Here is a 13,867-nt window from a genome sequence, read left to right on the forward strand (position 1 = left end):
GCTTATATATGCTACACTATAACATGAGTTAATCAAGGAGCGCAAGATGTTAGATGATATGAATGTAATAAAACAATATGATCCAGGCGACGTTTTAAGCGGCGTTTTGAATATTCCAGAACAAGCTCGATATGAAGTGTCGATTCACGAAGGTGCGAATCAGCGTCGAGATTTTAAGAATATTGTGATCGCGGGAATGGGCGGTTCGGCTTTAGCGGCCGATATGGTTCGAGTTTTGACTGCGGGCTGGTTGCATATTCCGCTTGAAGTGGTGAAGGGCTATGATTTGCCGGGATTTGTGAGCGAGGAAACGTTGGTTATTGCGGTTAGTCATTCGGGCAATACTGAGGAAACTCTGAGCTGTTATCAGCAAGCATTGGAGAAGAAGGCGTGTCTGGCAGCTATGTCGACTGGCGGAGCGTTGATTGAGCGAGCGAAAAATGACAACGTAACTTACGCCCAAGTTCCAGCCGGCGCGCAGCCACGAATGTCGACGGTTTACCATTTGCGAGGATTGTTGAAATTATTACAGCATTTTTGGATTATTGATAATGATTTGTACGATCAGGTGAAAAATAGTGCCGATTGGCTGGCGGGCGAAATATCTAATTGGACAGCCAAAACGCCAGAAGCTGATAATTTGGCAAAGCAGATTGCGAAATTAACAATTGGCAAGACGTTGGTTGTTTTTGGCGGTGAATTGACTTGGCCGCTGGCATATAAGTGGAAAATTAGCTGGAATGAATCGGCGAAGAATTTGGCGTTCTCGAATCAATATCCAGAATTTAATCATAACGAGTTTATAGGTTGGTCGTCGCATCCAATAGAGAAGCCGTTTACGGTTTTTGATATTCGTAGCAATTTGGAGCGGGACAGAATCCGCGAGCGAATGGAGCTGAGTGATCGTTTGTTGAGTGGCAAGCGACCAAAGGCGCACGTGCTGGAGCTTCGAGGAAAGACGCTTATGGAACAATTGCTGTGGGGCTTGGTGCTGGCTGACGCGGCTAGTATTTACACAGCTATTCTTAATGGAGTCAATCCTGGTCCAGTTCAGCTAATTGAAAAATTGAAAGCGGAACTTAGCTAATTTAATATCGTAGAGATTCGATAGGGTCGCGTCTAGTGGCGCGGGCTGCTGGATATACGCCAGAAATTACGCCGATGATTATTGATAGTCCAATTGATAAGACGGCTGTTTGCCAATAAATATAAGGCGTGAGCGGCAAGTATAAGCTGGCAACATAAGCTCCCGCCAAGCCTAATCCGTAGCCCAATATTCCGCCGAGGAATCCGATGATCGCTGCCTCGATTAAGAATTGATTGATGATATCCCAGCCTGTGGCGCCGACGGCTCGTCTGACGCCGACTTCACGCTGACGCTCGGCAACATTGACAAGCATCACGTTCATAACGCCTATTCCACCGATTAACAGAGAAATAATGCCGATTACAGTTAAGATTATCGAGAGAAACCTCGCGACATTAGACTTCTTTTCATTTATCTCTTCGCCAGAAACGATTCGATAATTCTTATCGCTATCATGATTCTTCTTCAAAATATCGTCAGCCGATTTTATGACTGAATTGAGATTTTTATGATCTTTGGTAGTTACGATGATTTGCTGAATTTGCGGCGTGCCTTGGGTAAATTTTTTAATCACAGACAATGGAATAATGGCGGCGTTATTAAAATTCACGTCCAAATAACTGGCTTGATTTTCAATATTCTTCAACACGCCAACAACGGTCAATGGTTGATTTCGGATGTAAATAACGTTTCCGATGGACCTTTCGGTGCCGAACAAATCGACCGATAATTGCTGGCCGACGACAACTCCGCCGATGTCGTTAATAAATTGCCCAGTAGCAATTTGCAAATTGGCGACGTCTTTTAGCGATTCCGTACTGCCGATTAACGCGGCGTTTTGGATATCGATTTTACCTTCGCGGGCGCGCAGCTCGGCGTGTAGGAAGGCAATTGGCGCGGCTTTTGTGTTGGCAATTTTTCCTATATCCCTGGCGTCCGTTTCAGTCAATGTGTTGACCGTCGTCGTGTTGTCGGATTCGGTCAGCAGATTCGGGACAGCTTTTTGATTGCCAGACTTAACAATGGCAACAGGAGTGGATGATTGGTTGGAATTGTCGCCGAATAGGTGATTAAATCCGCCAGTCAGAGATAGAACCATGGTGATACTGGCGATGCCAATAGCTACGCCTACAATTGTCAAGAATGTTCGTCCGCGATTAGCTCGTAGCGCCTGAGTAGCGTTCTCAAAATGATTTTTTACTAATATTTTCACGATTTTTTCGCCCTCGATTTCTTTGAAGATTTTTGCTTCTTAGGTTTTTCGTCTTTTTCGTCGTCTACAATCAACTTCTTAGTGAACTTGCGCTTTTCCTTATGTTCGTCGGTATCGATTTTTCCGTCCAACATAGTGATGACGCGACTGGCGTAATGAGTCAATTCTGGGTTGTGGGTAACCATAATTATAGTGTTGCCGCGACGATGTAGATCGGACAATTCTTCCATGATAAGATGACTCGATTTGCTGTCCAAATTTCCTGTTGGCTCGTCGGCTAAGATAATTGACGGACTATTAACCAACGCTCTGGCAATTGCTACGCGCTGAACCTGACCGCCAGATAATTGATGCGGCATGTAATATTCGCGCTGTCCCAGATGAAAAGTTTTCAGAATGCGGCTAGCTTCTTGAAGTCGTTTGACTTTCCCGAGTCCTTTATACGTTAGCGGCAACGCCACGTTTTCAATTACAGTCAGGCGAGGAATAAGATTGAAATTCTGGAAAACGAAGCCGATGTGTTTGGAACGAATTTTGGCGCGTCGTCGTGAGCTGAGATTGTCGACAGCGACATCGTCCAGATAGTATTCGCCCTCTGATGGCTGGTCTAATAGTCCAAGGGTGTTTAATAAAGTAGTTTTTCCGCAACCGCTTGGTCCCATAATAGCGATAAACTCACCCTTTTTAACGGTTAAATCGACGTTATCTAAGGCGCGAATCTCAGCGTCGCCAAAGCCAAATTTTTTGGTGACATTAACAAGCCTAATGCGTGGTGGAATAGTTTCTTTCATCTTTGACTTATTATAGAGAATGAACATCAGTAAGTGCAACCATAAGGGGCAATAAAGTTGTGGTATAATTATCAACAAGGAAGGATGCAGGAGTGGTTGAACTGGCACGCCTGGAACGCGTGTAACGGAGTAATCTGTTCGAGGGTTCGAATCCCTCTCCTTCCGCCAAGAGATATTTGAGAGGGTATTATGGAAATGTACGAACATCATACAGAAAAGCATATAGAAACAAGAGAACATTATACGTACTTAATCAATATTTTGATAGACGCATATAATGCTGGTAAGCTACCAGAGATAAAAGATATTATTATCGAACCTGAATATGGGTATGTGGCGTCAATTGAGTATAATTCTGGAGAACACAGAGTTTTATATGGGCATGATCCTGGGTTTAATTCAGGAAGTGCAGAGCAATTAGCTAATGATAAGGGGTATACAAAGTTTTTGCTCAGAGAAAATGGCATAAATTGTGCAAGAGGTTCTGAATTTCTTTTACCTTGGTGGGCGGATATGCTGCGTCAATCAGACCGTCAGCAGTTTAATCACTCTATGCGTGACACAAAAGAAGCCCTTGGCTATATTGATAAATCTTTAGGATTTCCTGTCTATGTTAAACCTAGCAGAGGTTCTCAAGGAGTTGGTGTAGCTAGAGTTGAAACCGCTGAAGAACTTGATAAGCTTCTTAATCAGTATAACGAGGGGCGTGTTAAAGTAGCTGTCATTGAAGAAGAATTAAAAATGCCTGACTATCGCATATTGGTTTTTGATGGTGAGGTAGTTAATGCTTATGAGAGACGACCTTTTTCTGTTAAGGGTGATGGAGTAAGTAATTTAGAACAGCTAATTGATTCGAAACATAAGACCTTGGTAGATTCTGGTAGAGATATACATTTTGAAAGGCAGCTACCTATAATTATGAATAAATTAGGGAAAATGGGTCTGTCTATGACCGATATTATACCGGAAGGCGCAGATGTTCGTTTGATGGATATATCAAATTTATCAGCAGGAGGAACGCCAGTTGATGTCGGTGAAGTTATGCATCAGCGGTGGCGAGATCTAGCTGTCAGGGTGGCGAGAATCTTTGATTTACGAATATGTGGGGTTGATTTGGCGTGTAAGGATATTACGCAATCAGATAGCGAATACGGCGTAATAGAGGTAAACGCAACGCCTGGTGCCAAACAATTTATGGCAAGCGGTGTGGCTCAGCAGGAAAAGCTAGAAGATATTTTTGTTAAATTCTTCCGAACATTATAACGATCTACCTTGCCGCAAATTCACTCACCAAATAAAACGACCCAGCAACAACGACGTACGTATCAAGCTGCTGGGCTTTCTTGATGGCTTTTGTGAGAGCTCTGTCTGGATTGTATTCAATCTCGACTGCAGATTTCATACCGTATCTGATTATAGCAAAAATAGGTTGTAATTTTTACTAAATAGCTTGCAAAACACTAGATATAGCGGCTATAGTTATTATTGTACGCTATATATATAGCGAGCCCATAAATAAACAAAAACACAAGCTACGAAGATAAGCCACCAGATGAGGTGTTGGTGGTTTGTTTTTAAGAGGGAAAATTAAGGAGGGTATGTGAAAGAAATTAACGTAGTCAAACGCGACGGAACAAAAGAACCGTTTGATGCTAATAAAATTAACACGGCTATTTTAAAGGCGTGCGAAGGTTTGCCAGACCAAATATCTAAAGTTGTTCAAGTTGCGACCGAATTGCAACTGACATTATTTGATGGAATTACAACCGAGCAATTGGACGAGGCGGTTATTCAAACAGTTCTCCAAAACGTTAAAGATGATCCAGATTACGATAAAATCGCGGCACGATTGCTACTGAAAACTGTCTATAAGCAGATTTTGGGTGATTACGAGACGGCGGAAGAATTGAAAAAGCTTCATGCGCGCGAATTTCCGAAGTTCGTTAAGGCGGCGGTAAAAGAAGGATTGCTAGATAAGCGTATGGCTGACGGTCGATTTGACTTGAAAAAGCTGGCGGCGGAGCTCGATCCAGCGCGTGATGATTTGAGCAAATATTTGGGCGTGGTGACTAATAAAAATCGCTATGCTCTTCGCAAGCAAAGCGGCTCACCAATTGAAACACCTCAGTTTACGCATATGCGTATCGCTATGGGGCTTAGTTATAACGAATCTGACCCAACAACTGCGGCGATTGAGTTTTATAATCACATGAGCAATTTGGAGTATGTCCCAGGAGGCTCAACGCGAGTTAATGCTGGCGGTTCGTTCCCGCAGCTCAGTAACTGTTTCTTGCTTAATGTCGATGATGATATGGAATCAATTGCTAAGGCTGTTCGCGACACAATGTGGATTGCTAAAGGCACGGGCGGAATTGGCATTGGTTTTACTAAGCTACGTGCAGCGGGCAGTCCAGTTAAAACCACCAACACTGAATCTACTGGCCCAATTCCATTTATGAAGATGATTGATACGGCGCTTTTTGCGGTTTCTCGTAAGGGTAAAAAGGCTGGTGCAGCTGCAATTTACATGGAAAACTGGCATCTGAATTTTGATCAATTTGTCGATCTTCGTCAAAACTCTGGCGACCCATATTTAAGAACCAGATTTGCGAATACCGCGGTATTTATCTCTGACGAATTCATGAAGCGAGTAGAAAAAGACCAAGATTGGTATTTGTTTGATCCAGCGGAAACTCCAGATTTGACGGAATTATATGGCGAGGCGTTTTCGGCGCGATATAAAGAATATATCAAGATGGCGGAAGCTGGGAAATTGCGTACGTTTGATAAAGTTCCAGCTCGTCAGCAGTTTAAGCGCATTTTGACTAGTTTGCAAGCGACTTCACATCCGTGGCTGACCTGGAAAGACACGATTAACGTGCGCGCGTTAAATAACAATACGGGTACGATTCACCTCAGTAACTTGTGTACGGAAATTACATTGCCGCAGGATAAAAACAACATTGCGACATGTAATTTGGTGAGTATCAATTTGTCGGCATTTCTTAGCGAGGATAAGACTTGGGATTGGGATCGATTGAAAGAAGCGGCTCGTGCGGCGGTGCGACAATTGGACAATTTGTGCGACATCACTCAAACGCCAATTCCAGAAGCGATGCATTCGAATCAGCAAACTCGAGCGATTGGCCTCGGGATTATGGGTCTTTCTGACGTGTTGGAGAAGTTGGGCTATTGCTACGAATCAAAAGAATCTTACGATTTGGTTGATCAATTGACAGAGTTCATTAGCTATCACGCCATTGACCAATCGGCTGACCTGGCGAAGGAATTAGGCAGCTATCCAACATTCGCAGGCAGCGGTTGGAGTAAGGGTCTTCTTCCAATTGATACGGTCGATAAACTGTCGAAAGATCGCGGCGTGAAGGTGAAAATAGACCAAAAGACGCGACTGGACTGGGATGGTTTGCGAAAGAAGGTGAAGAAGGGAATGCGAAATGCGACTCTTATGGCGATTGCGCCGACGGCTAACATTGGTCATGTGGCGGGAACGACTCCTGGAATTGATCCGCAATTTGCGCAGATTTTCAGTCGCTCGACTTTGAATGGTAAGTTTTTGGAAGTGAACCATAATTTAGTTCGCGATTTGAAGAAGCTTGGTCTATGGGATAATTTGAAGGATGAGATTTTTGCGGCGCAAGGCGATATTCAAGATATTGACGGTATTCCTCAGAATATCAAGGATGTTTATAAAACAAGTTTCCAGCTCAGTCCGTACGCGTTTATTGAGGTGGCGGCTAGGGCTCAGAAGTGGGTCGACCAGGCGATTTCTCGAAATATGTATCTGGAGACGCGAGACATTGATGAATATGTGAAGATTTATTCGGAAGCGTGGAAGCGTGGCTTGAAGACGACATATTATCTGCACGTTAAGCCGCGTCATCAGTCGGAGCAGACAACAGTTTCAGTTGATAAAATTGCAGAACAAAAAGTCCGCACAAATAGTAAAGTGCGCGGATTTGGATTTGCGAAAATTAATAAATAAAGGAGGAAATTAAGATGGGAATTTTAGGTTCAGGATTACGCGATGGATTGTCACTTCACCCAATTCGTTACCCTTGGGCGTATGATCTTTATAATCAAGCAGTGGCTAACACGTGGTTTCCAAATGAAGTTCAATTAGTCCAAGATTTGGCGGATTTTGAAAAATTGTCAGACGACGAGAAGCACGCATTGAAAACGGTTATTAGCTATTTGAATCCAAACGAGCTATTAATTAATAAATCATTGGCGTTCGGTATTTATCCATATGTGAATGCGGCGGAAGCTCAACTATATTTGTCAAAACAGATGTGGGAAGAAGCTAATCACTTCATGACATTTGAATACATTATTGAGACATTTCCGTTTGATCGCGAGGAAATTTACGCTGCGGGATTTGGTAAAAAATCATTGGCTGACAAGGCTGACTTCCAGAATAAGCATTTGGACGTGATGCTTGATCCGAATTTGGATATTTATTCGCTGGAAGGCAAGAAGGACTTTGTTAGATCTTTGGTGGCGTATAACATCGTGCTTGAGGGAATTTGGTTCTATTCAGGCTTTATGGTTGGCATGAGTTTCCGTCAGCGTAATTTATTGCGCAATGTTGGCTCGCTACTGGACTGGATTACTCGCGATGAAAATCTTCATTTGACGTTTGGTATCAATTTGCTTTTGACAATTTTGGACGAGAACCCAGAATTGCAAACACAGGAATTCGCAGAAGAAATCCGTGGCTTGATTTTGCAGGCGGTAGAACTTGAGAAGGCTTACAATAAGGATATGCTGCCAAAGGGAATTTTGGGATTGAATGCTGATTATGTGAACCAGTATGTTATGCATATGACCGACCGACGCTTGCAAGAATTAGGTTTTGAACCTGAATATAACGTGCCAAATCCAGCTAAATGGATGGCAGCTGCCAACGATACACTGGAATTGGTGAATTTCTTTGAAAGCACAAACACCAGTTACGAAGTTAATACCACGAAGTAATGAGAGTTGATGATATGAACGAATTAGCGAAAGAAATATTAGATACAGTCGAAGTTGGTGTGTTGGCAACGGTGAATGTTGATAGAACTCCTTTGGTGACGCCGCTGCACTTTGCGCGATTGGGTGATTCGATAGTTTGGATATCAGAGCCGACTGCGCGCCATTCAGAAAATGCGTTTCGGAACGGTAAGGCGGAATTTGTGGTTTGGGATGATAAGAAGCGAGCAGTTTTCTTAAAAACTAACGTGACTGAACTTCCAGAATCTGAGAAAGAGGCGGCAATGGCGGCTTATAAAGAGAAGCTGGCTGATTTTATGCCGCGTTGCCAAAATCCGCAAATATACGTTGCGCCAATTGGTGAACTTGATGAAAAAACTACAACGGGCAATTGGATGCATTTTATTGCATAAGCACTATATCTAGCGTAAAATTAGTTAAGTAACTACTAAATATAGGGGAAAATGAAAATGAATGCTAGTCAAATTATTACTGATGACATGACTCTGGAAGAAAAATTAAGCGCTATTGACGCAGCTCTTAAAGCAGCACAAGAAGCGGCTGATGATCAAGCAAAGTCGAACGGCACTGTTGCGGCACCAGTTGACCCAGCAAGTTTGACTATTTGTGACGGTTGCGAATAAGGTCCACCAACAGATCTGATCATTGACAATATAGGGCTTTATATTGTATAATTAAGGGTATCATGAAAAAAATTGAGACTTTTTCAGGATCTGAGGCTATAAAAGAGATTAAACAGTGCGCTAAAAAGGGTGCATCTGAAGGTCTGTATGATCCGAGCCCAAGAAGACTGTGCGTTCCTCTTAAGCTGGTTACTGATTTTCTTTTTGGTAATGTGGGTGTTGACGTTGAGGGGGTTGGTAATCTTCTGGAGGCAACTGAGAAAACCGAGGAAAACAAGGGTGTTATATTTGCTACGAGTCACCTAACGGACGTTGATGTTTCGACTGTTGCTAGCGTAGTTTCTGAGTTTAGACATATAGGCGTGACAGTAGCCTCCACTAATATGGGTCTTTGGCATCAGAGGATACCATATAAACTTGTTGGGATGGATAACTTTTTTCAGGTTCCGTATGGAAGAGATTTGTCTGTGGAAAAAGATGCTATTGATAATAAGTACGCGTTGCCGTTTAATAGTGACGATTACTTAGGTCTGCAAGAAAAAATAACAGATAGTGGACTTTCTGTTATTACTGCAGCGCATAACCCGATGAGCAATATTGGGATAAAAAATGACGGTGAACTGCCAGAAAAGGCGGGTAAATTAGCTCCTCATCTAAGCCTGGCGACGGGTGCCACCATAATTCCTGTACTTATGCAGGTTGAGGGTCAGAAGAGAAATCCTAATCAACTCAATGACAATGCGATACATCTAAAGTGGCTTTTGGGTAAAAAAGTTGTGCGACTGGTATTTGGTGAGACTATTAAGCCTAGTCCTGATGAAGTTGAAGCTTATGCCAATGTTTCGCATGAAGCGTCTTACTCAAAGGCGGCTCGTGAAGAGCAGTGTCGCATATTGGAGGCGTTTGGTGGGAAGGCGATATTGGGGTATATGCGTGATAAATATGATCCGGTATTGGCTGCGTAATAAGGAGAGATAGCTAAAATGGCTGCAGGAATAGATAAATTTATCCCAACCTCAGAAGAGCAAGAATTGTTCAATAAAGTTTTCTATCCAGAAATCACTGAAGAGTTTGATATTGACGTAAAAGAAATTGAGCCACAGAGAGAGGGTTTTTCTCTGTCGGTTGCGCTTGGTTCTCTTAAGAAATGGGTGCGTGGTAGACGAGAAAAGCACAGCAAACCTTTTGGACTAACTAACAATTCGGCGGTAGAAAAACTTGAGGCAGCTGGAGAAGAATTGGGACTGCCAGAAACAGACGTTCGACTTTCCCCTGGACTTAAGCTGTTGATGGGCTTAATGCATGGCAAAAAGGAAGTTGAAATAATTGGCGAAGATATTTTAATTGAAGCCGCCAAAAAGTCCAAAGAAGAAGGTAGGGGAAGTGTTATAGCGCCAACACATTTCAATGGAGAGGATGTTCCTACGGCTAGTTATTTGGCGTCTTTGTTGAACAAAATTAATATTGGCGTAGCGTCGACTAATAGAGATTGGATTAAGAAGGGCGTTGGCGGAATCAACCTAGAGGCTATACAATATCTTGCGTTTGGCGCTAAAAACTTTTTTGGTGTGCCATATGAATGGGTAGATAAAAAGAGTAAAAAACCGGTTCACTTTTCAACAGACCATTACGAAGAAGCGGTTAAATTTGTTGAGGATGGTGGATCTTTGGTTTTGGCTGGATATTCAGCGGATGACTCAGTAGGTTCAAAGCCTCGCAGTGAAATGGGATCTGCGGCGATTCATACGGCATTAAAATCTGGTGCAGAATTGATATTTGTTTACGTATCGTCAGAGGATAAGAAACTTACCGTCAGAGTTATGGAGGATGAGGATGGTATGTTTGCGGCGTTTAGTAATTCATATAGAAAGGCGCTAGAGATGAAGGATTCTGATGCATCCGAGCGTTTATTGTCGTCATGCAAAGAGTACTTAAAAGACAGCGAAATAGGTAGGGTTATAGCGGAAGAATATAGGCGTCGATCAGACAAAAATAAAGCCTAGCGAGCGGCACCGAAGTCTTAGTTATTGACAAAATAAAAATAATGTGATATCATTTTACTGTATAAAAAATTAAAACAAAAAGGAATAAAATGGCTGAAGAAAAAGATATTCACAGACTTACCGAAGGCATATTGAGTCGAGACGATATGTCGGCGTTGACGTATGTGTTGCAGCACGTGAAAGGATCTAGCCCAAGTTCAGCGACGAAATTAAGTCTGGAACTGGAAGAGCTTGACGAAACAGCGTAGGGATTTAGCTAGATAATAATCCACCTCTGTTGTATACTAGACAGTATGGAACAGATTATTTCTCAAGTAGTGAAGCAACTTTTTGATCAAGATATATCGGTACAATTGACGCGTCCTGATCCGAAGTTTGGTGACTTTGCTACAAATGTGGCATTGCAATTGGCTAAGCCACTGGGGAAGAATCCGCGCGAAATTGCGGAGATGATTGCTGAGAATCTGCGTAAAGAAGAAGAGTTTAGCGAAGTAAGCGTGGCTGGTCCAGGTTTTATCAATGTAAAACTGAGCGATCAATCCGTTCTAAATTCTTTGAAAAAAGAGCCAACGACGAAGCGCGCTGGTCAGACGGTTGTAATTGAAACCAATTGCCCGAATCCATTTAAGGCTATGCATATCGGACACGCTTTGAATGCGATTTTGGCGGACACGATGGCTAATCTGTTGGCGGTTGATGGCGCAATTGTGCATCGAGTGAGTTATCACGGTGATGTCGGAACGCATGTTGGTAAAAGTATGTGGGCGATTTTGCGTGAGATTGACGGCGATATGAATAAATTGAACGAAATCCCAGCCGATAAGCGAAATGAATTTATGAGTCGCATGTACGTTGAAGGTGCGCGTGCGGCGAAAGAATCTCCAGAGGCGAAGGCAGAAATTGATGAACTAGCTAAGCAATCATTCGTTCTGGATGATCCACTATATAAGCAAGTTTACGAAATCTGTAAAAGTTGGAGTTTTGACGAAATTGACTCTAATGTTGGGCGACTTGGAAACGTGCCGATTGAGCGACGTTACGTTGAGAGTGAAACTGAAGAATTGGGCAAATCTCTGATTAAAGAGAAAACTCCAGAGGTGTTCACCAAATCTGACGGCGCGTATGTTTTTAAGGGCAGTAAATACGGCGCGTTCGACAACGTGTTTATTGGATCTCACGGCAATGGTCTTTATGGGGCGCATGATATGGGATTGATCCAGTTGAAGTATAAGGACTACCCGAATTTGGACTTGTCAATTACAGTAAATGGCGAGGAGCAAGCAGCATACTTCCGCGGCGTGATTGCGGCTAGTGAATTGTCAATTCCAGCCTTGAAAGGAAAATTGTTTAATTACGCAACTGGCTTGGTCAAATTGACAACTGGGAAAATGAGTTCGCGAACGGGTGAGGTTGTTACAATTGGCTGGCTGTTCGATGAGTTTAAGAAGGCAATTGAAAATGCTGGCGGCGAGCCAACTGACGACGTGATTGCTGGCGCGCTTCGTTATCAATTCTTGAAAGTGAAGATCGGCGGTGACGTCATATTTGATATTAACGACGCGGTAAGTTTGACGGGAAATACGGGAAGTTACTTGCAATACGCTCACGCTCGGGCGCGAGGTATTTTAACTAAATCCGACAAAGAAATTGCCTTTCCGACAGAGTTGTTTGACGAAGATAAAATGCTGGTCAGAAAATTGAGTGAGTACGTGGACGTGGTTGATCGTGCTAAGGAGAGTTTGGAGCCTCATCACATCTGTACGTATTTGTTTGAACTAGCGCAAGAATTTAATCGATATTACGAGAAAAATCAGGTTATTGGTAGCGACAAAGAAGCGCATCGCGTAGGAATCGTGGCAATTTACGCTGACATTCTTAAGGCTGGACTGGCTATTTTGGGAATCGTGGCACCGGATCGCTTGTAAAATATGCTGTATTAGTATATAATATGAATTCGTGAATGAACAACTGAGTAAACAATTAGACGAGCAGCCATATACATCATTTGATGATCGATATCTATCTACTCAGCTATTAACTCCGAGAAGTGATATAGCAGAGAAAAGAGGTGTTAAGCGAGAACCCTTATTAGGGTCAGGGAAGCTTTGTGACATAAAAAGTGTGTACGAAAAGTCAGATAAGACGTTTGATGATATAGCGGAGGCTGCTAAATCTGTTGCAGAGCTTATCCGTGAAACACTTTATTTTAGGTCTACAGATCGTGACTCGCGAGAACTTAACGCAGATAATATCGCTAAAGATGAAGTTGCTAACTGTTATGGGCATACAATCGTTGCGTCTGAGTGTTTGGAAGAATTAAATATTGAGCACTTTATTAGTTATGCTAATCAACACACGTTCATTACTTTATTTGATCGTGAGAGTGATAGGTCGTTTATAATAGATGTTTTGACAGAGGAGTTGCGCTGTGAAATGACTGACGCCATTGGCTTTGATGGAATAGATCCAGCTGAGCAGTTGTATTATGGTGAACTCAGAGCTAATAGTACTTTATATACAGATTTATTATTGCAGAAATTGCCCTCGTCCGTTAATAGAAGTGATTTTGTAGCTCGACGAGAATGGTTGATGTTCTCGGATGGTATGAAATATCGAGATGGCTACGGAAGAAATGCACGACTACAGATGCTTACTCTGCTGTCCATTCCAGGTAGATTATTATTGCTAGATGAATATAATGCTCGAATTGATCAGTTGAATGGGCGATATAAAGAGGCTGCGGATAAAATAGTAGACTTGTCTGGTATATATTTGGATGTTGATTCTCGGAATGATTTGAAAGAAGCGGATAAATTATGTAGAGAATTAATAAAACAAGGCAGTGGTGATTTGGCTGTTCAAGTAGCGTCCGTGGTAAATGATAGTTTGTTGTCGGGAGATCCTTCAAAGAACAGGCTGTTTCTGCCTGATGTTATACGTAAAGTAGCTAAACATGATAGGGATATTAACTTATTAAATGAGGCAATTAGGTTGTATAAGGAAATTATCAATAGTAAACCTAAGTATGATAGCTTGGCTGTGGGGAAGTTAAGGGCTGCCGAAAAGTTACTGAGGTCTATGAAGGCTGCTGGTGCGATTGTGTGCGATGCTACCTGTGATAAAATTAGTGAATAAAT

General features: G+C 42.5%; 14 protein-coding genes and 1 tRNA gene. 12 read left to right on the plus strand and 3 right to left on the minus strand.

Going from position 1 to position 13,867, the window contains the following annotated elements; all coding sequences use genetic code 11:
• The first annotated feature begins 46 nt into the window (after positions 1 to 46).
• On the plus strand, positions 47 to 1,087 hold the full coding sequence (locus LRM46_RS01470) for a bifunctional phosphoglucose/phosphomannose isomerase (RefSeq protein WP_243813291.1): 1,041 nt from the start codon (positions 47 to 49) through the stop codon (positions 1,085 to 1,087).
• Between the two features lies 1 nt (position 1,088).
• Here LRM46_RS01470 and LRM46_RS01475 read toward each other — a convergent pair whose 3' ends face one another.
• Both LRM46_RS01475 and LRM46_RS01480 read right to left on the minus strand, forming a co-directional pair.
• Positions 1,089 to 2,300 carry an ABC transporter permease gene (locus LRM46_RS01475; protein ID WP_243813292.1) on the minus strand — a complete coding sequence of 404 codons (1,212 nt, stop codon included), beginning with the start codon at positions 2,298 to 2,300 and terminating at the stop codon, positions 1,089 to 1,091.
• Positions 2,297 to 3,091 (minus strand): ABC transporter ATP-binding protein, encoded by a 795-nt coding sequence (locus LRM46_RS01480; RefSeq protein ID WP_243813293.1) that lies wholly within the window; start codon positions 3,089 to 3,091, stop codon positions 2,297 to 2,299. The genes LRM46_RS01475 and LRM46_RS01480 overlap by 4 nt, the downstream gene beginning before the upstream one ends.
• A 78-nt stretch (positions 3,092 to 3,169) precedes the next feature.
• Here LRM46_RS01480 and LRM46_RS01485 point away from each other — a divergent pair.
• Positions 3,170 to 3,259 (plus strand) — tRNA-Ser (locus LRM46_RS01485).
• Between the two features lie 21 nt (positions 3,260 to 3,280).
• Positions 3,281 to 4,354, plus strand: a complete 1,074-nt coding sequence (locus LRM46_RS01490; protein WP_243813294.1) for a hypothetical protein — start codon at positions 3,281 to 3,283, stop codon at positions 4,352 to 4,354.
• Between the two features lie 4 nt (positions 4,355 to 4,358).
• Here LRM46_RS01490 and LRM46_RS03855 read toward each other — a convergent pair whose 3' ends face one another.
• Complete coding sequence (locus LRM46_RS03855) at positions 4,359 to 4,493, minus strand: hypothetical protein (RefSeq protein ID WP_259372793.1); 135 nt, start codon at positions 4,491 to 4,493, stop codon at positions 4,359 to 4,361.
• Between the two features lie 198 nt (positions 4,494 to 4,691).
• Here LRM46_RS03855 and LRM46_RS01495 point away from each other — a divergent pair, with 198 nt between their 5' ends.
• From LRM46_RS01495 to LRM46_RS01535, 9 genes are all read left to right on the plus strand, one after another.
• Positions 4,692 to 7,094 (plus strand): ribonucleoside-diphosphate reductase subunit alpha, encoded by a 2,403-nt coding sequence (locus LRM46_RS01495; RefSeq protein WP_243813295.1) that lies wholly within the window; start codon positions 4,692 to 4,694, stop codon positions 7,092 to 7,094.
• A gap of 14 nt (positions 7,095 to 7,108) precedes the next feature.
• On the plus strand, positions 7,109 to 8,086 hold the full coding sequence (locus LRM46_RS01500) for a ribonucleotide-diphosphate reductase subunit beta (protein ID WP_039327939.1): 978 nt from the start codon (positions 7,109 to 7,111) through the stop codon (positions 8,084 to 8,086).
• Positions 8,086 to 8,496, plus strand: a complete 411-nt coding sequence (locus tag LRM46_RS01505) for a pyridoxamine 5'-phosphate oxidase family protein (RefSeq protein ID WP_243813296.1) — start codon at positions 8,086 to 8,088, stop codon at positions 8,494 to 8,496. The genes LRM46_RS01500 and LRM46_RS01505 overlap by 1 nt, the downstream gene beginning before the upstream one ends.
• A gap of 51 nt (positions 8,497 to 8,547) precedes the next feature.
• Positions 8,548 to 8,727 (plus strand): hypothetical protein, encoded by a 180-nt coding sequence (locus LRM46_RS01510; RefSeq protein ID WP_243813297.1) that lies wholly within the window; start codon positions 8,548 to 8,550, stop codon positions 8,725 to 8,727.
• Between the two features lie 62 nt (positions 8,728 to 8,789).
• Positions 8,790 to 9,692, plus strand: coding sequence for a hypothetical protein (locus tag LRM46_RS01515; RefSeq protein WP_243813298.1), 903 nt, complete (start codon positions 8,790 to 8,792; stop codon positions 9,690 to 9,692).
• Positions 9,693 to 9,710: 18 nt separating this feature from the next.
• Positions 9,711 to 10,730: a hypothetical protein gene (locus LRM46_RS01520; RefSeq protein WP_243813299.1), complete on the plus strand. Its 1,020-nt coding sequence runs from the start codon at positions 9,711 to 9,713 to the stop codon at positions 10,728 to 10,730.
• Between the two features lie 89 nt (positions 10,731 to 10,819).
• Entirely contained in the window at positions 10,820 to 10,978 is a 159-nt protein-coding gene (locus LRM46_RS01525) for a hypothetical protein (RefSeq protein ID WP_243804177.1), read from the plus strand.
• 45 nt (positions 10,979 to 11,023) lie between these two features.
• On the plus strand, positions 11,024 to 12,655 hold the full coding sequence (argS, locus tag LRM46_RS01530) for an arginine--tRNA ligase (protein WP_243813300.1): 1,632 nt from the start codon (positions 11,024 to 11,026) through the stop codon (positions 12,653 to 12,655).
• 31 nt (positions 12,656 to 12,686) lie between these two features.
• Complete coding sequence (locus tag LRM46_RS01535; protein WP_243813301.1) at positions 12,687 to 13,865, plus strand: hypothetical protein; 1,179 nt, start codon at positions 12,687 to 12,689, stop codon at positions 13,863 to 13,865.
• The last annotated feature ends 2 nt before the right edge of the window (positions 13,866 to 13,867 follow it).

Source organism: Candidatus Nanosynbacter sp. HMT-352, assembly GCF_022819345.1.
In the GTDB taxonomy this organism is placed as follows: domain Bacteria; phylum Patescibacteriota; class Saccharimonadia; order Saccharimonadales; family Saccharimonadaceae; genus Nanosynbacter.